The 18,426-nt window shown below is 64.6% G+C and carries 18 protein-coding genes; 2 read left to right on the top strand and 16 right to left on the bottom strand.

The genetic code is table 11. From position 1 onward, the window contains the following. Positions 1-43 precede the first annotated feature (43 nt). A complete protein-coding gene (locus AC3EMP_RS17525) occupies positions 44-589 on the top strand; it encodes a dTDP-4-dehydrorhamnose 3,5-epimerase family protein (RefSeq protein WP_352463583.1) in 546 nt (181 codons plus the stop codon). A gap of 1 nt (position 590) precedes the next feature. Further along, the gene (locus tag AC3EMP_RS17520; protein WP_023697447.1) at positions 591-1,589 is read left to right on the top strand and encodes a glycosyltransferase family 2 protein; all 999 of its coding nucleotides are present in this window, start codon (positions 591-593) and stop codon (positions 1,587-1,589) included. A 77-nt stretch (positions 1,590-1,666) separates the two neighbouring features. Here the strand turns inward: AC3EMP_RS17520 and AC3EMP_RS17515 are convergent, their stop codons facing one another. From AC3EMP_RS17515 to AC3EMP_RS17440, 16 genes are all read right to left on the bottom strand, one after another. Then, positions 1,667-3,808 carry a sodium-translocating pyrophosphatase gene (locus AC3EMP_RS17515; protein WP_023689501.1) on the bottom strand — a complete coding sequence of 714 codons (2,142 nt, stop codon included), beginning with the start codon at positions 3,806-3,808 and terminating at the stop codon, positions 1,667-1,669. A 260-nt stretch (positions 3,809-4,068) separates the two neighbouring features. Beyond that, positions 4,069-4,836: an ABC transporter permease gene (locus AC3EMP_RS17510; RefSeq protein WP_023693265.1), complete on the bottom strand. Its 768-nt coding sequence runs from the start codon at positions 4,834-4,836 to the stop codon at positions 4,069-4,071. After that, positions 4,833-5,771: an ABC transporter ATP-binding protein gene (locus AC3EMP_RS17505; RefSeq protein WP_023697448.1), complete on the bottom strand. Its 939-nt coding sequence runs from the start codon at positions 5,769-5,771 to the stop codon at positions 4,833-4,835. The genes AC3EMP_RS17510 and AC3EMP_RS17505 overlap by 4 nt, the downstream gene beginning before the upstream one ends. Next, complete coding sequence (locus tag AC3EMP_RS17500; RefSeq protein WP_023743616.1) at positions 5,768-6,931, bottom strand: ABC transporter permease; 1,164 nt, start codon at positions 6,929-6,931, stop codon at positions 5,768-5,770. The genes AC3EMP_RS17505 and AC3EMP_RS17500 overlap by 4 nt, the downstream gene beginning before the upstream one ends. A 316-nt stretch (positions 6,932-7,247) precedes the next feature. Further along, positions 7,248-8,159 carry a glycine betaine ABC transporter substrate-binding protein OsmF gene (gene osmF / locus AC3EMP_RS17495; protein WP_023689505.1) on the bottom strand — a complete coding sequence of 304 codons (912 nt, stop codon included), beginning with the start codon at positions 8,157-8,159 and terminating at the stop codon, positions 7,248-7,250. 177 nt (positions 8,160-8,336) lie between these two features. Further along, the gene (locus tag AC3EMP_RS17490) at positions 8,337-9,554 is read right to left on the bottom strand and encodes an MFS transporter (RefSeq protein WP_023689506.1); all 1,218 of its coding nucleotides are present in this window, start codon (positions 9,552-9,554) and stop codon (positions 8,337-8,339) included. Beyond that, on the bottom strand, positions 9,551-10,051 hold the full coding sequence (nusB, locus tag AC3EMP_RS17485) for a transcription antitermination factor NusB (RefSeq protein ID WP_023682390.1): 501 nt from the start codon (positions 10,049-10,051) through the stop codon (positions 9,551-9,553). Before nusB ends, AC3EMP_RS17490 begins: the two co-directional genes overlap by 4 nt. Continuing rightward, the gene (gene ribH / locus AC3EMP_RS17480; RefSeq protein WP_023693260.1) at positions 10,048-10,542 is read right to left on the bottom strand and encodes a 6,7-dimethyl-8-ribityllumazine synthase; all 495 of its coding nucleotides are present in this window, start codon (positions 10,540-10,542) and stop codon (positions 10,048-10,050) included. Before ribH ends, nusB begins: the two co-directional genes overlap by 4 nt. An 81-nt stretch (positions 10,543-10,623) precedes the next feature. Continuing rightward, entirely contained in the window at positions 10,624-10,734 is a 111-nt protein-coding gene (locus AC3EMP_RS17475) for a hypothetical protein (protein ID WP_488482040.1), read from the bottom strand. Between the two features lie 50 nt (positions 10,735-10,784). Then, positions 10,785-11,402 (bottom strand): riboflavin synthase, encoded by a 618-nt coding sequence (locus tag AC3EMP_RS17470; RefSeq protein ID WP_023823267.1) that lies wholly within the window; start codon positions 11,400-11,402, stop codon positions 10,785-10,787. Position 11,403: 1 nt separating this feature from the next. After that, positions 11,404-12,534, bottom strand: coding sequence for a bifunctional diaminohydroxyphosphoribosylaminopyrimidine deaminase/5-amino-6-(5-phosphoribosylamino)uracil reductase RibD (ribD, locus tag AC3EMP_RS17465; protein ID WP_023823268.1), 1,131 nt, complete (start codon positions 12,532-12,534; stop codon positions 11,404-11,406). Between the two features lie 2 nt (positions 12,535-12,536). Then, positions 12,537-13,031: a transcriptional regulator NrdR gene (gene nrdR / locus AC3EMP_RS17460; protein WP_023669351.1), complete on the bottom strand. Its 495-nt coding sequence runs from the start codon at positions 13,029-13,031 to the stop codon at positions 12,537-12,539. Positions 13,032-13,169: 138 nt separating this feature from the next. Next, positions 13,170-13,754, bottom strand: coding sequence for an invasion associated locus B family protein (locus AC3EMP_RS17455; RefSeq protein ID WP_023708668.1), 585 nt, complete (start codon positions 13,752-13,754; stop codon positions 13,170-13,172). 79 nt (positions 13,755-13,833) lie between these two features. Beyond that, positions 13,834-15,147, bottom strand: a complete 1,314-nt coding sequence (gene glyA / locus AC3EMP_RS17450) for a serine hydroxymethyltransferase (protein WP_352498383.1) — start codon at positions 15,145-15,147, stop codon at positions 13,834-13,836. Positions 15,148-15,318: 171 nt separating this feature from the next. Further along, on the bottom strand, positions 15,319-16,965 hold the full coding sequence (locus AC3EMP_RS17445) for a Na+/H+ antiporter (RefSeq protein WP_352712376.1): 1,647 nt from the start codon (positions 16,963-16,965) through the stop codon (positions 15,319-15,321). A gap of 183 nt (positions 16,966-17,148) precedes the next feature. Beyond that, positions 17,149-18,402, bottom strand: coding sequence for a L,D-transpeptidase family protein (locus AC3EMP_RS17440; protein ID WP_023711542.1), 1,254 nt, complete (start codon positions 18,400-18,402; stop codon positions 17,149-17,151). Positions 18,403-18,426: the final 24 nt, after the last annotated feature.

Below are 18,426 nucleotides of genomic sequence, written 5' to 3'. Positions count from 1 at the left end.
CGTGCTGGCCAATCGCGCATCACGCTGAATTGGGGGAGCATCCGTGCAGGACAAAAACCGGACAAAACCGACAGGCTGGATGGCGACCGGAACGGCTGACGGCCAGGTGGTCACGCCTGACTGGATACCCATCGAGCCGGTGGCGATCGATGGCGTGAGGGTCAAGGAGATCAGGCCGGTCGCAACCTCCACCGGCTATCTGACCGAGATCTTTCGCGAGGAGTGGGAGCTCGATTCGGAGCCGGTCGGCCAGGTCTTCCAACGGACCTTGTATCCCGGCGCGGTGACTGGCTGGCATGCACACGCGGTGACCACCGACCGGCTGTTCTGCTGCGTCGGCAGCGTCCGCATTTCGCTGTTTGACGGACGCAAGGCCTCGCCGACCTTCGGCGCCGTCTGGCACAAGATTATCGGCCCGTTGCGCCCGGCGGTCGTCATCATTCCACCCGGAATATGGCACGGTGTTGTTTCGCTCGGAGCGGAGACGGCGGTGCTGCTCAACCTCGTCGACAAGGCCTATGCCTACGATCAGCCCGACCATTGGCGCCTGCCGCCAGACACCGACCACATTCCCTACAGACTGGTGTAGCGTGGAAGCATCGGCGCAGCGCGATCAGGCCGGCGGCGAACCGCTGGTCTCGATCGTGATCGCGACGCACAACCGGCCGGCAGCACTGCGGCAGGCATTGACCAGCGTCATGCGCCAGACGTTGCAAGGCTGGGAAGCCTTGGTCATCGGCGACGATTGCAGGCCGGATACGGCGGCCGTTGTCGCTGAATTTGACGATGCCCGCATCGTCTACATCGATCTTCCTGTCAATTTCGGCGAACAGTCCGGTCCCAACAATATCGGCTTTGCCAGGGCGCGTGGCCGCTTCGTCGCCTTGCTCAACCACGACGATCTGTGGTTTCCCGACCATTTGGCGGCGATGACCGGCTGGATCGACGCCTCGGGCGCCGACGTGGTGCTGGCGCGCGGTGCCGTCATCCAGCCGCCGTCGGCGGCCGGCAATCCTGTCAATTCGATCTTCGGGATCGGCAAGGATGGTTATTACGACCCCGTCACGACGGAAGGATTTGGCTCGGCACACATGTTTCGCCGCGCTTCGTTCAGCCTGCTCGGACCTTGGCGACCCGCCAGCCAGTGCTTTTGCGAAAGCTCGCAGGACTGGCTGTTTCGGGCATGGCGAAAGGGCGCGGTGATCGCGACGATGCCGCACCTCACGGTGATCAAGTTGCATTCCGGCATACGCAAGGGTTCCTATCTCGGCGACAATGCGCAGGAACAGAAGGATCTTCTGGATGCCATGCAGACGCCGGACGCCTTGCGCGTGAAAATCCTTGGCTGCGCGGGCGAACCCATTCGCCTGGCGGCATCGAGTTATCTCAGGCGCAGGCTGATGGCGGCTCTTGGCATCCATCCCCGCGCCCGCGCCTTCCGCCGCAAGTATAAGCGAGGCGCCTTCCTTGCCAAGCTGCGGCGCCTGCGTGGCCTGGCGCCGATGCCTGAGCGCGAACCTGGCGTGAGAGAATTGCTGGATCGCTACAGCAAGCGCGGCGATGTGGGGACCGAGCCGGATGAGGGTTGACTGCCACCAGCGTAAATCTCAAACAAAAACCCGCGGGATCGCTCCCGCGGGTTTGTTCCTGAAGCAGTGGCGTTGCCTTAGCCGTGCGCGAGCACGGCCAGCAGCAGAAGCGCCACGATGTTGGTGATCTTGATTGCCGGGTTGACCGCCGGGCCGGCGGTGTCCTTGTAGGGATCGCCAACCGTGTCGCCGGTGACCGAAGCCTTGTGCGCTTCGGACCCCTTGAGGTGCTTGACGCCGTCCTTGTCGACAAAACCGTCCTCGAACGACTTCTTGGCATTGTCCCAGGCGCCGCCGCCCGAAGTCATCGAGATGGCGACGAACAGGCCGTTGACGATGACGCCGAGCAACGAGGCGCCGAGCGCCGCAAAGGCGGACGCCTTGGAGCCCGAGATCAGCTGCACGCCGAAATAGACGACGAGCGGCGCCAGCACCGGCAGCAGCGAGGGGATGATCATTTCGCGGATCGCCGCCTTGGTCAGAAGGTCGACGGCGCGGGCATAGTTTGGCTTGGAGGTGCCGGCCATGATGCCCGGATCCTCGCGGAACTGCTTGCGCACTTCCTCGACGATGGCGCCGGCCGCACGGCCGACGGCCGTCATGGCGATGCCGCCGAACAGATACGGGATCAGACCGCCGAAGATCAGGCCGGCGACGACGTAGGGATTGGAGAGGTCGAAGGAGACATCGCCCATGCCCTGGAAGTACGGATATTTGTCGCCATTGGCGGCAAAGAACTTCAAATCGTTCGAATAGGCCGCAAACAGCACCAGCGCGCCGAGGCCGGCCGAACCGATGGCATAGCCCTTGGTCACCGCCTTGGTGGTGTTGCCGACCGCGTCGAGCGCGTCGGTGGAGTGGCGCACTTCCTTGGGCAGGCCGGCCATTTCGGCAATGCCGCCGGCATTGTCGGTGACCGGGCCGAAGGCGTCGAGGGCGACGATCATGCCGGCCAGGCCGAGCATGGTGGTGACCGCGATCGCCGTCCCGAACAGGCCGGCGAGCTGGTAGGTCGAGATGATGCCGCCGACGATGACGATTGCCGGCAGTGCGGTCGATTCGAGCGACACCGCAAGTCCCTGGATGACGTTGGTGCCGTGACCGGTCACCGAGGCCTGGGCGATGGAGTTCACCGGGCGCTTGTTGGTGCCGGTATAATATTCGGTGATCACCACGATAAGACCGGTCACAACGAGACCGATCAGGCCGCAGATGAACAGGTTCTTGCCGATGATGGTCATGCCGGCGACGGTGCCGACCTCGCCCCAGCCGACGGTTGCCGAGGTAGCGACGCCGAGACCGACGATCGACAGCAGGCCGGTGACGATCAGGCCTTTGTAGAGGGCGCCCATGATCGAGCCGTTGGAACCGAGCTTGACGAAGAAGGTGCCGACGATCGAGGTCAGGATGCAGGCACCGCAGATCGCGAGCGGATAGAGCATCGCCGCACCCAGAGCGGCGGTTCCGCCGAAGAAGATGGCGGCCAGAACCATGGTGGCAACGACGGTCACCGCATAGGTCTCGAAGAGGTCGGCGGCCATGCCGGCGCAGTCGCCGACATTATCGCCGACATTGTCGGCGATGGTGGCCGGGTTGCGCGGATCGTCTTCGGGAATACCGGCTTCGACCTTGCCTACGAGATCGCCGCCGACGTCGGCGCCCTTGGTGAAGATGCCGCCGCCCAGACGGGCGAAGATCGAGATCAGCGAAGCGCCGAAGCCGAGCGAAACCAGCGCATCGATGACGATGCGGTCATTGGGCTGCAGGCCCATCGGGCCGGTCAGAATATAGTAGTAAATCGACACGCCGAGCAGCGCGAGGCCAGCCACCAGCATACCGGTGATGGCGCCCGACTTGAAGGCGATGTCGAGACCGGCGGCGAGGCTGTTGGACGCCGCCTGCGCGGTGCGCACATTGGCGCGCACCGAGACGTGCATGCCGATGAAACCGGCGGCGCCAGAGAGCACGGCGCCGATCAGGAAGCCGACCGCGGCGGTGATCGAGAGCAGCCACCAGGCGAGCACAAGCACGACCACGCCGACGATGGCGATGGTGGTGTACTGGCGCGCCAGATAGGCTTGCGCGCCTTCGCGGATGGCGGCGGAGATTTCCTGCATGCGTGCGTTGCCCTGATCGGCTGCAAGAACCGATCGTGTCGCCCAGATGGCGTAAAGGATTGAAAGCAAGCCGCAGGCGATGACGGCAGAAATGATGGTCATTGCCGAATTTTCCTCGATTGATGGCCCAAAAGAACCCCTCCCTGGGCCGTTGGTGCGGGGAGCGGATAAGCCTAGGCGGAATCCGTCCTTCGCAGCGGTGTATGCGAAACAGGGCTCGGAACGTCAAGATATTGTTCGGTTTTTGCCCCGCTTTCAGCCAAAAGGTTTAGGCCAGAACATTCCCGTGGCCGATGCCTTGCTATTAGATCGGTTGAAATGACGCTGCGTCAGTCAATGCTTTGCCCGCAGTCCAGCGAAGGTCAGTCGCCAGTCTCCTGCCCCATCTTGCGCGCCGTATAGCGCTCGATGGCGGACAGTCCGTCATAGATCAGCACCGCCAGCGCCGCGACGATCAGGCCGCCTTGCAGGACGAAGGCGAGATTGTTGGACAGCAGGCCGGCGATGATCACCTCGCCCAGCGTCTTGGCGGCAACCGTCGAACCGATCGTCGCCGTGGCCAGGCTGATCACCACCGACAGCCTTATGCCGCCCAGAATGATCGGCGCGCTCAGCGGCAATTCGACCTTGATCAGCCTTTGCCAGCCCGTCATGCCGGCGCCGCGCGCGGCCTCCATGATGTTGCCGGGCAGTGTCGTGAGGCCGGTCAGCGCGTTCTCGAAGATCGGCAGCAGGCCGTAGAGAAACAGCGCAATCAGCGTCGGCTTCTCGCCGAAACCGACGGCGGGCACCGCCAGCGCCAGCACCGCCACCGGCGGAAAGGTCTGGCCGATGTTCACCAAGCTGCGCGACAGCGGCAGGAATTCGGCGCCCGCCGGCCTGGTCACCAGGATGGCAAGCGCCACGGCAACGATGGTTGCGGCGACGGTAGCGATCAGCACGGTCCTGAGATGCAGCAGGGTCAGCGTCAGCAGGCTGCCCTGATTGTAGATCGCCGGCGCATTGTTTTCGGTCAGCGGCTTCAACAGCGGCTCGAACCAGCCGGGATTGGTGACGAAGGCTATGAGAAGCACCACCAGTGCAAGCCTGAGCAGCGAAGGCAGCCAGGCTTTTAGACCGGCCCCTTTCATGCCGGCCTCGCCGCGCGCTTCACCAGCCCGTCGACGGTGACGCGGCCGAGCGGCTTGCCGTCTTCGCCCTTGACCGGCAGCGCGGGCCGGCCCGACCACAGAAGCTCGGCCAGCGCGTCGCGCTGGCTGGCGTCGCCTGGGATCGCCTCGCCTTCGGCAGACCCCTTTTCCACGGCCTCGCGCACGCGGCCGAGCGACAAGAGCCGGAACGGCTTTTCGCTGGCGCCGACCAGGGTTTCGACGAAGGCGTTCGCCGGCCGCGCCAGGATCTCTTCCGGCTTGGCGTATTGCACCAGCTTTCCGGCATCCATGACGGCGATCTTGTCGCCCATGTGGACCGCCTCCTCCATGTCGTGGGTGACGAGGATGATGGTGGTACCGAAGCGCTTCTGGATTGCCAGCAGGTCCTCCTGCGCCTTGGTGCGGATGATCGGGTCGAGTGCGCCGAACGGCTCGTCCATCAGAAGCACATTGGGCTCGGCGGCGAGCGCGCGGGCGACGCCGACACGCTGCTGTTGCCCGCCGGACAGTTCGTGCGGGTAGCGCGGGCCATAAGCCTCGGGGTCGAGCTGGTAGAGTGTCATCAACTCATCGACGCGGGCCTTGATGCGGTCCTTGTCCCAGCCCAGCAGGACCGGCACGGTGGCGATGTTCTGCGCAACGGTGCGGTGCGGGAACAGGCCGTGGCCCTGGATGGCGTAGCCGATGCTGCGGCGCAGTTCGTAGCCGGGCAGCGAGCGGTTGTCGTTGCCGTCGAGCTTGATGACGCCGGCGGTCGGCTCGACCAGCCGGTTGATCATTCGCAGCAGCGTCGTCTTGCCGGAACCGGAGGTACCGACAATGACGCAAACCGTGCGCGGCTCGACGACCATGGACACGTCGTTGACCACGGTCGTCGCGTCATAGCGCTTGGTAATGCCTTCGATCTCGATCATGCCGTTTCAACCCTGCGCCTGGTGGCGGTCATCTCGATTACTGCGTCGAGGATGATGGCCGCGGCAAAAGCCAGCGCCACCGTCGGCACGGCGCCCAGCAGCACCAGGTCCATCGCCGTCTGGCCAACGCCCTGAAACACAAACACACCGAAGCCGCCGCCGCCGATGAGTGCTGCGATGGTGGCCAGGCCGATGTTCTGCACCAGCACGATGCGGATGCCGGTGAGGATCACCGGAAAGGCCAACGGAAACTCGACGCCGAACAGGCGCTGGCCATCGGTCATGCCCATGCCGCGCGCTGCATCATTGGCCGCGCGGGGTACGCCGGCAAGCCCGACCACGGTGTTGGCCACCACCGGCAGCAGCGAATAGAGGAACAAGGCAACGAAGGCGGGCGCGGTGCCGATGCCTCTGATACCGAGCGCTGCGGCACCCGGAACATGGGTGGCGACCCAGCCGAGCGGCGCGATCAGCAGGCCGAACAGCGCGATCGAGGGTATGGTCTGGACGATGTTGAGCACGTTGAGCACACCGGCGCGCAACCGTTCGACGCGATGGCATAGAATGCCGAGCGGCAGGCCGACGATCACCGCCGCCGCCAGCGACCCCAGCGCCAGTGTGATGTGCTTGGAGCCTTCGGCCCAGAAACTATCGGCGCGGTTTGCATATTCCTTGAGGATCGACAGGCTATCCCACTGCCCCGATATCAGCAACAAGCCGATGGCCAGCGCCGCGACGACGAGCACGCCGACGCGGGCCGCTGGCGACAGGTTGAGCCTGGTCAGCACGTCGGCGAGCAACAATGTGAAGGCAAAGATCAACAGCCAGAACCCGGAAGCCGGCGAGATGCGGGCGAAGGTGTTGCCGGCCGGCATCAGGAAGGTGCCGGCGACACCGATCAGGATGGCAAGGGCGGCGAGCGCCACGACGCTTGCGGCCAGGCGCAGGACAAGCGGGGTTTTCAGCAAGGCAACAATTGCGGCCACGACGACGATCGCCAGCAGTAGCGGCCCGACTGTGGCCGGCAGCGCCTCCAGGATCGAGCGCGCCTGACCGGGAACGATACGATTGGCGCGGAAGGTGGCGAACGGAGCCAGAAACGCCGCATAGGCAACGATCGCCGCGATAACCATGCCGAGCTTGTCGAAACGCAGGGTCATGGATGCCCCTCATGAGGAGCGATTTTCCACGTTGCGCAGACTACGCTGGTGATCGGCGCAAGCCGACGCGAAGTCCGATCTCCCCCCTTGCGGGGGAGATGGCCGGCAGGCCAGAGGGGGGTGTGAAGGATCGTCAGCTTTCGAGCGTCGGCCTGTTCGGAAGCAACCCTGTCGAGGCACGCACCTGCTACCGGTTGTGAGGTCGGTGGGACAGCACCCGCCTCTGTCCTGCCGGACATCGCCCCCGCAAGGGGGGAGATCAGCAGCTTCCAGAGAGGGGTGTCTCGCACCAGCGTCACGATCAAATATGCGCTGACTACTTCAAAAACCCGTTCTTCTTCAAAAAGTCCTCGGCGACACCCTTGACCGGCTCGCCGCCGACCTGGACGCGGCCGTTGAGTTCCTGCAGCGTGACGAGGTCGAGCTTGGCGAACACCGGCTTCAACAGCGTCTCGATCTCCGGATGCTCTTTCAGCACCGCTTCGCGGATGATCGGCGCCGGCTGGTAGACCGGCTGCACGCCCTTGTCGTCGGCGAGCACGACCAGGCCGGACGGCGCGATGCCGCCGTCGGTGCCGTAGACCATGGCGGCGTTGGCGCCGTTGGTCTGGTTGGCGGCAGCACCGATTGTCGCGGCGGTGTCGCCGCCCGAAAGCGTGATCAACTGCTCCGGCTTCAGCGTGAAGCCGTAAGTGGTCTGGAACGCCGGCAGGGCTGCCGCCGAATTGACGAACTCAGCCGACGCCGCCAAAACCACCGTGCCGCCGCCGGCGACGTATTTGCCGAAGTCGGTCAGGGTCGCCAGCTTGTTGGTCTCGGCAACCTCCTTGCGCAGCGCGATCGCCCAGGTGTTGTTGGCCGGTGACGGCGACAGCCAGACGATCTTGTTGGCGTCATAGTCGAGCTTCTTGGCGGTCTCATAGGCCTTGGCGGCATCCTTCCAGACCGGATCGTCGGCCTTCTCGAAGAAGAAAGCGGCATTGCCGGTGTACTCGGGATAGATGTCGATCTCGCCGGCGGTGATCGCCTTGCGTACCACCGGCGTGCCGCCGAGCTGGATGCGGTCGGTGGTCTTGATGTTGTTGGCGTTGAGCACAAGCTGGATGATGTTGCCGAGCACGCCGCCCTCGGTGTCGATCTTCGAGGAGACGACCACCTGGGCATTGGCGGAGGCGGCCGTGATGCCGAGCGCCAACGCCGCGCCGGCCAGAATCTTGACTGAAAACATTGTGAAAACCCCTTGCTTTGGACCGAAATGCGGTGGCCGCATATGAGCATGGCTTCAACGCCCCGTCGGGGCACACGGTTTCATAACAATGGGTACAGAAGCAATAATTTTATGCGGTCGCCGCGATTCGGTCGGCGCCATGCTGACAGGTCGTGCCAAGCCAAAGATAGAACCGGATCAGGCGCGGGCTTTGCGCGATCCGGTCAGTTTGAGCGCGCCAAGGGCGACGAAACACAGGGCGACGACCGGGAAAACCAGCCAGTTCAGCATCTCCCAGCCCCAGGCATTGTAGATGGCGCCCGACATTAGCGAGGCGAAGGCGACGGAGCCGAACAGGACGAAGTCGTGGAAGCCCTGCACCTTGCTCTTTTCGGACGGATGGTAGCTGTCGGCGACCATGGAGGTGGCGCCGATGAAGGCGAAATTCCAGCCGAGGCCAAGCAGGATCAGCGCCGTCCAGAACTGCCACAAATGCAGGCCGGACAATGCCACCGCGGCGCAGCCGATGAGCAGGACCAGGCCGGTTGCGACGATGCGTTCGGCGCCGAAGCGATGGATCAGCGATCCGGTGAAGAAGCTCGGCGCAAACATCGCCATCACATGCCAGGAAATGCCGAGCGTGGCGTCGTCCGTCGACAGGCCGCAGCCGACCATGGCCAGCGGCGCGCCGGTCATGACGAAACTCATCAGCGCATAGCTGCCGACGGCGCAAAACAGTGCCGCGACGAAACGCGGCCGGGTGACGATCTCGGACAGCGGCCGGGCGTCGCTTGACGCGACTTCCGCGTGGCCGGGAGCCTTGGCCGGGATGCGCAGGAATGACAGGATGATGGCGCCGGCCGCCGCCAGAACCGGAATGGCCACGAACGAGCCGGCAAACATCACCGGCGCCAGCAATTCGCGGGTGAAGATGACGATCTGCGGCCCGAGAATCGCGGTGATGACGCCGCCGGCCAGCACGAAGGAAATGGCGCGCGCCTTGAATTCGGGCGGAGCATTATCGGCGGCGGCGAAGCGGAACTGCTGAACGAAGGCGCCGCCGACGCCGATCACCAGCAGCGCGAAAGCGAACAGCCAGAAGCTGGCGTGGAACAGAGCCAACGTGGAGATGACGCCGCCAAGCGCGGTGACGATGGTGCCGGTCATGAAACCGCCGCGCTGGCCGAGCCAACGGATGATGGCCGCGGCCGGCAACGCGCCGAGCGCCACGCCGATGTTGAAGCCGGTGATTGGCGCCGTTGCCAGCGACTTATCGGGGCCAAGCAGATATTGCCCGGCCAGCCCGCCCATGGAAATGGCAATCGGCGCGGCCGAACCGATAATCGCCTGCGACGTCGCCAGGATGATCGCCGTGCGGCGCGCGTCCCGTGCTGCGCCGGCGACGGTGCCGGTCACAATGCGTCCTTGCCGCGCCCCTCGCCCCGCACCCGGCGCGACACACGGTCGAGCACGGCGTTGGTCAGCTTCGGCTCGTCTTCCTCGTAGAAGGCCTTGGCGATGTCGACATATTCCGAAACGATGACGGCCACCGGCACGTCGTCGCGCTTCATCAGTTCGTAGACGCCAGCGCGCAGGATGGCGCGCAACGTCGAATCGAGTCTGGACAGCGGCCAGTCTTCCGTCAGCGCCTGGCGTATGATCGGATCGATGGTCGTCTGGTTCTCGACGACGCCGGCCAGGATGGCGCGGAACCACTGCGCGTCGGCCTCCCGATAAAGCGCGCCGTCGACTTCCTTGCCGAGCCGGAACGCCTCGTATTCGGCGGTGATCTCGAAGACGCCGCTGCCGGCCACGTCCATCTGGTAAAGCGCCTGCACGGCGGCCAGACGGGCGGCGCCACGCTTGTTGGCGTGGCGTATCGCGGGCTGGCCGGGCGAAGCGGGTTCGCTCACGATTGCGCTCCCAGCTTCTCCTTGAGCGCGATCATGGTCAGCGCCGCGCGCGCGGCAAAGCCGCCCTTGTCGCCCTCCGAGCGCTTGGCGCGCGTCCAGGCCTGCGCGTCGTTCTCGGTGGTCAGGATGCCGTTGCCGATCGCAATCGCTTCCTGCACCGAGAGATCCATCAGCGCGCGGCTCGATTCATTGGCGACGATGTCGAAATGATAAGTGTCGCCGCGGATGATGGTGCCGAGCGCGACAAAACCATCATAGTCCTTGCCGCCCTCGCCCATGCCGTCGAGCGCAAAAGTGATCACGGCTGGAATTTCCAGCGAACCGGGAACGGTGACGACGTCATAGGTCGCGCCGGCTTCGTCGAGCGCGCTCGTCGCGCCGTCGAGCAGTGCGTCGGCAAGATCGTCATGAAAGCGCGCCTCGATGATCAGAAGGTGGGCCTTCTTCTTCGGGCGAATGAACGCTTTGCCGTGTTGGGATGTGCCAGCCATAAATGTCTCCGGGGGTAGCCGGTGACTTAGGCCGAAGCCGGTTTGATCGCAAGCGGAAGATTGCTGGAGGCGAAGCCTGGCCTAGCGCGTCTTTGGGCTGGGCGTCGGTAGCGGGCACTCGCTGCAGAGGCTTTCAGCCCAGACGAGAACAGCTTCGTGATCCACTACACGACCCGCGTCTACATCGGCCATTGCTTCGCGCGTAAGCCGCTTTTTCTGTTCGATTGTGAGTTTTGCGGCCATCAAAGCCCCTCTTTCGCCGCCTCGACTAGGCGCGCGGCGTAGCGGGCCATGGTGTCGATCTCGAGGTTGACCTTGTCGCCGACCTTGCGCTCGCCCCAAGTGGTCACGGTCAGCGAATGGTGGATCAACAGCACATCGAAACGGGCGCCTTCGACCTTGTTGACGGTGAGCGAGGTGCCGTCGAGTGCGACGGAGCCTTTTGGGGCAATGAATTTTGCCAGTTCGCGCGGCGCCTCCAGCGTGAAGCGAACGGCATCGCCTTCATCCTTCCGCTCGACGATTTCGGCCATGCCATCGACATGGCCGGAGACGATGTGGCCGCCAAGTTCGTCGCCGATCTTCAGTGCCCGCTCGAGATTGACCTTGGTGCCTGATTTCCAGCCCGACGCCGTGGTCAGCCTGAGGGCCTCTTCCCAGGCTTCGACCTCGAACCAGCGTGCGTTGGACCCGCCATCTGGCAGCGCCGTCACCGTCAGGCAGACGCCGCCGCAGGAGATCGAGGCACCGATGGCGATCGTCGCGGGGTCATAGGCGGTGTCGATGCGCAGGCCGACGCCTTCGCTCAGCGGCTTGACGGCCGCGACGGTGCCGATATCGGTGACAATTCCAGTGAACATTTCAGATATCTCTCACCCATTCGGCATAGCTGTCTTCCCCGAAGCGTATCTCGCGCAACTTGCGGAAGCCTGCCGGGATATGGTTGGCGTCGATGGGCGACGCAATGCCGCCCTCGCCGATCGCTTCCGGTCCCTGGAACAGCACGATGCGGTCGACCAGTCCTTCGGCGAGGAAGGCGCTGGCTACCTTGGCGCCGCCTTCGACCAGAACGCTGGCCATGCCGAGCGCGCCGAGATCCTCGAGCAGCTCCGGCAAGGCAATGCCGCCTTCATGGGTTTCGGTGCCGATGAAGCGCACACCGGCACGCTCCAGCACCGACCGCCGCAGCGGGTCGGCCTCCAGGCTCGCGGCGATATAGAGCGGCACCCGGTCGATGCCGGAGACCAGCTTCGAGGCTTCGGGCAGCCTGATCTGGCGGTCGAGCACGATGCGCGCCGGCGAGCGGTTCTCCAGCCCCGGCAGCCGGACGGTGAGCGCGGGATCATCCTCCAGCGCCGTGCCGATGCCGACCAGTATGCCATCGGCTTCGGCGCGCATCAGATAGACTTCGCGGCGGGCGATATCGCCGGTGATCGCAACCTGGCCGGCGCCATGCCTGCCGATCTTGCCGTCGCTGGAAAGCGCAAGCTTCAGAGTCACTTCCGGGCGCTTTTTCAGGGATCGAATCAAATAGCCGGCCATCTGCCCGGCGGCTTCCTCGACCAGCACCTTTTCGACCACTTCGATGCCGGCGGCGCGCAGGATGGCGTAGCCTTTGCCGGAGACGCGCGGATCGGGATCGCTGGCAGCGCCTACCACCCGCGCCACTCCGGCATTAACCAGCGCGTTGGCGCAAGGCGGCGTGCGGCCATGGTGGGCGCAGGGCTCCAGCGTGACATAGGCGGTGGCACCGCGCGCCAACTCGCCGGCTTCAGCCAGCGCTTCGGTCTCGGCATGCGGCCGGCCGCCAACAGCGGTGACGCCGGTGCCGACGATCATCGGGCCGGCGCCATCGTCGCGAACGATTATGGTGCCGACGGAAGGGTTGGTGGAGGTGCGGCCGGCATTTTTCCGCGACAGCCGCAGCGCCGCGGCCATGAAGCGGCGATCGAGGGCCTGCTGATCGGCCTTCCCTGACGTTTGGCTTGCCATGCTCAGCCGGCGTCCTCTTCGCTCTTCAGCTCGTCGCCTTTGAGTTCGTCACCTTTGAGCTCACCCAGCACATCGTGGAAATCCTTGGCCTCGCGGAAATTGCGATAGACAGAGGCGAAGCGGACATAGGCGACGTCGTCGAGCGACTTCAGCGCTTCCATCACGAGCCGGCCGACCTCGCCCGAGGCGATTTCCGTCTCGCCGGAGCTTTCGAGCTGGCGCACGATGCCGGTGACGGCGCGGTCGATGCGCTCGGGATCGACATTGCGCTTGCGCACCGCGATCTCCACCGAACGCAAGAGCTTGTCGCGGTCGAACGGCACCTTTCTGCCGGACTTCTTGACCACCACGAGGTCCCGCAACTGGACGCGCTCGAAGGTGGTGAAACGGCCACCGCAATCGGGACAGACGCGCCGCCGGCGGATCGCCGCGCCATCCTCGGCGGGGCGCGAATCCTTCACCTGCGTATCTTCGGACTGGCAATAGGGACAGCGCATGGAGAGCCTTCGGGTTGGCGATTCTGGCGGAACGATAGGCTTAGAGGTTTTTGCCGGGACGGCAAAGGTTCGGCAACGGCCGCTCGCGCCCTCAGAGATAGCGAGGCGGGAGGAAAATTGCCAGCCGCGCCAGATATGTCAGGGGGCGACGTCCTTGGTCGGGAAGCCGCAGGACGTTCCGAGGTTGCGGTAGGCCTTGGTGAAGCCATCCATCGGGATGCTGGCGACAGCCTGCTTGCCGAACGTCACATCGAGCGAGATGACCTGGCGCATGGCCCGCAACAAAGCGAGACTGGTCTTGGCCTGGTTGTCGACGGTCCAGCTCGGGCGGCCGGCATCATTGGAATAGACGGTCGCGGAAACCTTGACGCCGGGGTCGCCAAAGGTCGCGGCGATCTTCTTGCCGGTCGGCAGCTCCTTGTTGGCGATGGTGAACATGATCGCCGGATAGGCATCGGGCGGCAGGGCGTCGCCAGTCGAGATCGAAAGCGTCAGCGTGCCGGCATTGCCGTTGCCGTCGACAAAGGCTGTCGAGGCCGCACAGGTCTTGTGCGAATCCTGGCCGGTGTCGAGCGCATCGATGATCGTGGTCCACCTGCCAAAGGTGCTGGTGGCCGGGATATCCGTGCCCGGCTGCGTCTGCTCCTCGGCGATCGCGCACGACACAGTGAAGGTGGCAAGCAAGCCGAGGAAGGCCAGAACGGCAGGATGGAACATGCGCATCGTCAGATCTCCACAGGCCGCGCCGCCCGGACAGCAAGCGGCGCAGAGCGCGGGATAAAAGACGATGCGCCGCTGGCGGTCAACCGAGATAGGGATAGAGCGGGAAACGATCGGTCAGCGCCACGACCTTGGCCTTCACGGCTGCTTCCACAGCCGCATTGCCTTCGTCGGAATTGGCGACCTTCAGCCCGTCCAGCACCTCGGCGATCAACTTGCCGATTTCGCGGAACTCGGCCTGGCCGAAGCCGCGCGTGGTGCCGGCCGGCGTGCCCAGACGCACGCCCGAGGTGACGAAAGGCTTTTCCGGATCGAACGGGATGCCGTTCTTGTTGCAGGTGATGTTGGCGCGGCCGAGCGCTGCCTCGGCGCGCTTGCCGGTGGCGTTCTTGGGCCTGAGATCGACGAGCATCAGATGGTTGTCGGTGCCGCCGGAGACGATGTCGAGGCCGGTTTCCTTGAGGCTCGACGCCAGCGCCTTCGCGTTGGCGGCGACACTCTCGGCATAGAGCTTGAAGCTCGGCTTCAGCGCCTCGCCGAAGGCGACCGCCTTGGCGGCGATGACATGCATCAGCGGGCCGCCCTGCAGGCCGGGGAAAACCGCCGAGTTCATCTTCTTGGCGATGTCCTCGTCATTGCACAGGATCATGCCGCCGCGCGGGCCTCGCAACGATTTGTGCGTGGTCGTGGTCACGACATGGGCGTGCGGCAGCGGTGACGGATGCACGCCGCCGGCAACCAGGCCGGCGATATGGGCCATGTCGACCATAAGATAGGCGCCGACCGCATCGGCGATCTCGCGAAAGCGCTTCCAGTCCCAGATGCGCGAATAGGCGGTGCCGCCGGCCAGGATCAGCTTCGGCTTGGTCTCATGCGCGGTCTTTTCGATCGCGTCCATGTCGAGCAGATGGTCGTCCTTGCGCACGCCATAGGAAACGACCTTGAACCATTTGCCGCTCATATTGACGGGCGAGCCGTGCGTCAGGTGGCCGCCGGAGTTCAGGTCGAGGCCCATGAAGGTATCGCCCGGCTGCAGCAGCGCCAGGAAGACCGCCTGGTTCATCTGGCTGCCGGAATTCGGCTGGACATTGGCGAAGTTGCAGCCGAACAGCTTTTTGGCGCGCTCGATAGCGAGTTCCTCGGCGACGTCGACGAACTGGCAGCCGCCATAATAGCGCTTGCCCGGATAACCCTCGGCGTATTTGTTGGTCATGATCGAGCCCTGCGCCTCGAGCACGGCGCGCGAAACGATGTTTTCCGAGGCGATCAGCTCGATCTCGTGACGCTGGCGGCCAAGCTCGTTGCGGATCGAGCCGAAGATCTCCGGATCGGCATCTTCCAGCGTGGTTTCGAAGAAGGATTCGATTTTGTTCGACGCTGCCGCTGCAGTTGCCATGGCCTGAAATCCTTCGGTTCGGGGCATTTATCTATGCATATCGTTGCCCCGAAACCGCTGCACGGTTCCGGGCGACATGCATTGCCGCGCCATTAACACAGTTGTTTTCGCCTCGCCACGTTTGCAGCGCGAAATTTGCTGGCCGGATTGCGCCGGAGCGGCCCTGAACCGCTATTTTCGCTCCTGCCGCCCCTGCAGCAAGGCTTCGGTGAGCGTGATCTCGGTAAACAGCGCCCGCGCCGTATGGTCGTTGATCGCGCCGCTGCTTAACATGTCGCGCACGGCGATGCGCTCGGCCTCGATGCCGGCAAGCCGCATTTCGAGCTCCAGCCGCCCGGCTTCGCGGGCCTCCGCCCGGGCGTCGTCGGCCTCGTCCGAGGTGGCGATGCGGCGCCGGTAGCCGGCGACGATGTTTTCGGCGGCGGCAAGCCTGGCGCCGGGCACCTCGCCCTGGTCGTCGTCGCTGGCGCCCGCCATGCTTTCGATGCGGGCGATGGCCGCCTTGGCGGCGCCGATGCGGGCGAGACGCTCCTCGATGGCGCTGCCATCCTCGCCCGGCTCGACCAGTCCGTGCGCTATCTTCGGCAGCGCCACGCTGGCGATGGCGAGCGAACAGATGATGACGCCGGCGGCGAGGAAGATCACCAGGTCGCGCGCCGGAAAAGACGAGCCGTCCGGCATGGCAACCGGCAGCGACAGGATGCCGGCCAGCGTGATCGCGCCGCGCACGCCCGCCACCGAGCCGGCAAGCCGCACACGCATGCCAAACGGCTCGGCCTTGCGCTTTCCCCATTTTGCCTTGAGGCCTGCCGCGATATCGCCGACCCAGATCCAGAGGAAGCGCAGCGCGATCAGGCACAGCGTCAGCGCTATCACCGTCGCGACCGGCTGGATGATCGGGTAATGGCCGGTCAGTTCGGGCGGCACGCGGCGAATGATTTCGGGAAGCTGCATGCCGAGCACGATGAACAGCGCGCCATTGTAGACGAAGGACAAGGTCGTCCACAGCGAGATCGTCTGCATGCGCGCCGAGACGCCGAGGAAGCGGAAGACGCCGGAGCCGCCGGTCAAAAGCCCGGCGGTGACCGCCGCCAGAATGCCTGAGGCATGCAGATGTTCGGCGACGAGATAGGCAATGAAGGGCAGCAGGACCATGACCAGAACCTGCGCCTCGGCCGGAACGCCGCCGATGCGATTCAGAAGCTGCAGGAGCCTGGCGGCGATGAACAACGCGGCGATGCCGGCCAGGATGCCGATGGCGACGGCATAAAAGAAGCTCAGCGATGCATCGGCGAAGGAAAAGCTGCCGGTCACGGCGGCGGCGACGGCGAAGCGGAACATGACCAGGCCCGAGGCGTCGTTGAGCAGCGCCTCGCCTTCCAGAATATGCATCAGCCGCGCCGGCACCAGGCTTCTGTCGACGATCGAGGACACCGCCACGGCGTCGGTCGGGGACAGCACGGCAGCGAGCGCGAAGGCGACGACCAGCGGGATGCTCGGCACCAACCAGTGCAAGGCATAACCGAAGCCGACAATGGTAAAGAAGACCAGCCCGATGGCCAGATCGAGGATCGGTCCGCGCAGCGCGATCAGCTCGCGTTTGGGCGCTCCATAGGCATCGCCGAACAAAAGCGGCGGGATGAACACCAGCAGGAAGAGTTCGGGGTCGATCTCGACATGGATGCCTTTCACCGGCCAGGCGAGCGCGGCGCCGATGGCAATCTGCAGCACCGGCAGCGGCACCCGAACCAACCGCACCAGTGCGCCGGAAAGAGCGACGAAGACCAGCACGGCGAGGATGAAGATTGCGACCTGCATGGCGCGATTCCGGCTGTTTTGAGGACCATGCGCAATTGCCGTTAGTCCGTCCAGATGGGCCTGCGGCGCAACGTCCGGCAGTGTTCATGGCCTGCATGGCTGGCGGCCACCAGTCTTCTTCTGTTGGGATGTCGAACGGAAAAGGCCACCTTGCGGTGGCCTTTCCTGAAGGAGATCAGCCGCTTAGAGCGAAGAGGTGATCTGCAGTTCGCTGGCGCCATCGAGCGCGTAGACGTCGTCGCGGAACTGCACGACGCCCGGACCCGTCGACCAGGCCGACACATAGAGGAAGTGGACCGGAACCGGGTTGACGACCTGCACCGGCGTGTTCTCGCCGGTCTTGATGGTCGCCTCGAAATGCTGGCGGTCCCAGCCGGGTGTGTCGCGCAGGACCCATGTGACGAGGTCGCGCACGTTCTGGACACGCACGCAGCCCGAGGAATCGAAGCGCATCATCTTGCCGAACAGGCTTTGCTGCGGCGTATCGTGCATGTAGACGCCGTCGGGGCTGGGGAAGTTGATCTTCACCGAGGCCATGGCGTTGCCGGAACCCGGATCCTGGCGGAAGCGGTATTTTGCGGCATCATCCGTCGACCAGTCGACAGTCATCGGATCGACTTCGCTGCCATCAGGCGCAAACAGCCGGATGTGGCTGTCCTTGAGATAGTCGGGGTTCTTCCGCATCAGCGGAATGATGTCCTTGCGCACGATCGAGACCGGCGCGTTCCAGTAAGGATTGACGATGATCTCGTTGATCTTGGAATTGACCACCGGGGTCTGGCGGTCGATCTTGCCGACGATTGCGGTGTGGCGCAGCACGACGCGATCGTTCTCGACCGCCTCGATCTGTGCCGCCGGGATATCGACCAGCACATAACGGCTGCCCAGCGTGCCGGCCTTTTCGCGCAGGCGCTCCAGGTTGGTCTGCAGCTGACCGAGGCGGATCTGCGCCGAAACGTTCATCGCCGCATAAGTGTATTTGCCCATGGCGCCGTCGGCCGGCAGGCCATGGCGCGCCTGGAAGCGCTTGACCGCGGCGTCGACGTAGGAATCGAACGACGTCGAAATGCCGGCGCTCTGCGCCAGGTCGCCCGAAATCATCAGCCGCTTGCGCAGCGGCACCACGTCCGGATCGTCGACGCCAAGCTGCAGCTTCTTGGTCGCCGGCACCTCGCCCCAGCCGCCCTGGGCGACGATGTTCTGATACTGCGCCACCGCCTGTTCGGTGAAGGCGACCGTCTGCAGGCTGAAGATCGGCAGCGTCGAGGCGACCTTGCCGCCTTCCGAGGCGCGGGCGTCGAACTGGTCGTCCCAATTGCCGCGGGCCGAAGATTTCAGGATATCGTCGATGACATCCTGCGCGCTGGCGGCATTGGCAACCATGGCGACGGCGAGCGCGGAGGCTCCAGAAAGGAAAAAGCGGCGGCTGGTTCTCATGGACGTTCCAGACATTCTTGTCGT

Source organism: Mesorhizobium sp. P160219 (assembly GCF_057786095.1).
Note: the sequence above shows the minus strand (reverse complement) of the source record. Positions and strands in the feature narration are given on the sequence as shown.

What these genes read in the sequence shown, in the direction of transcription:
- AC3EMP_RS17515 (WP_023689501.1), bottom strand. Translation starts at nt 3,808, where the DNA reads ATGACCATCATTTCTGCCGTCATCGCCTGCGGCTTGCTTTCAATCCTT.
- AC3EMP_RS17510 (WP_023693265.1), bottom strand. Translation starts at nt 4,836, where the DNA reads ATGAAAGGGGCCGGTCTAAAAGCCTGGCTGCCTTCGCTGCTCAGGCTT.
- AC3EMP_RS17505 (WP_023697448.1), bottom strand. Translation starts at nt 5,771, where the DNA reads ATGATCGAGATCGAAGGCATTACCAAGCGCTATGACGCGACGACCGTG.
- AC3EMP_RS17500 (WP_023743616.1), bottom strand. Translation starts at nt 6,931, where the DNA reads ATGACCCTGCGTTTCGACAAGCTCGGCATGGTTATCGCGGCGATCGTT.
- osmF (WP_023689505.1), bottom strand. Translation starts at nt 8,159, where the DNA reads ATGTTTTCAGTCAAGATTCTGGCCGGCGCGGCGTTGGCGCTCGGCATC.
- ribH (WP_023693260.1), bottom strand. Translation starts at nt 10,542, where the DNA reads ATGGCTGGCACATCCCAACACGGCAAAGCGTTCATTCGCCCGAAGAAG.
- AC3EMP_RS17475 (WP_488482040.1), bottom strand. Translation starts at nt 10,734, where the DNA reads ATGGCCGATGTAGACGCGGGTCGTGTAGTGGATCACGAAGCTGTTCTC.
- AC3EMP_RS17470 (WP_023823267.1), bottom strand. Translation starts at nt 11,402, where the DNA reads ATGTTCACTGGAATTGTCACCGATATCGGCACCGTCGCGGCCGTCAAG.
- ribD (WP_023823268.1), bottom strand. Translation starts at nt 12,534, where the DNA reads ATGGCAAGCCAAACGTCAGGGAAGGCCGATCAGCAGGCCCTCGATCGC.
- nrdR (WP_023669351.1), bottom strand. Translation starts at nt 13,031, where the DNA reads ATGCGCTGTCCCTATTGCCAGTCCGAAGATACGCAGGTGAAGGATTCG.
- AC3EMP_RS17455 (WP_023708668.1), bottom strand. Translation starts at nt 13,754, where the DNA reads ATGCGCATGTTCCATCCTGCCGTTCTGGCCTTCCTCGGCTTGCTTGCC.
- glyA (WP_352498383.1), bottom strand. Translation starts at nt 15,147, where the DNA reads ATGGCAACTGCAGCGGCAGCGTCGAACAAAATCGAATCCTTCTTCGAA.
- AC3EMP_RS17445 (WP_352712376.1), bottom strand. Translation starts at nt 16,965, where the DNA reads ATGCAGGTCGCAATCTTCATCCTCGCCGTGCTGGTCTTCGTCGCTCTT.
- AC3EMP_RS17440 (WP_023711542.1), bottom strand. Translation starts at nt 18,402, where the DNA reads ATGAGAACCAGCCGCCGCTTTTTCCTTTCTGGAGCCTCCGCGCTCGCC.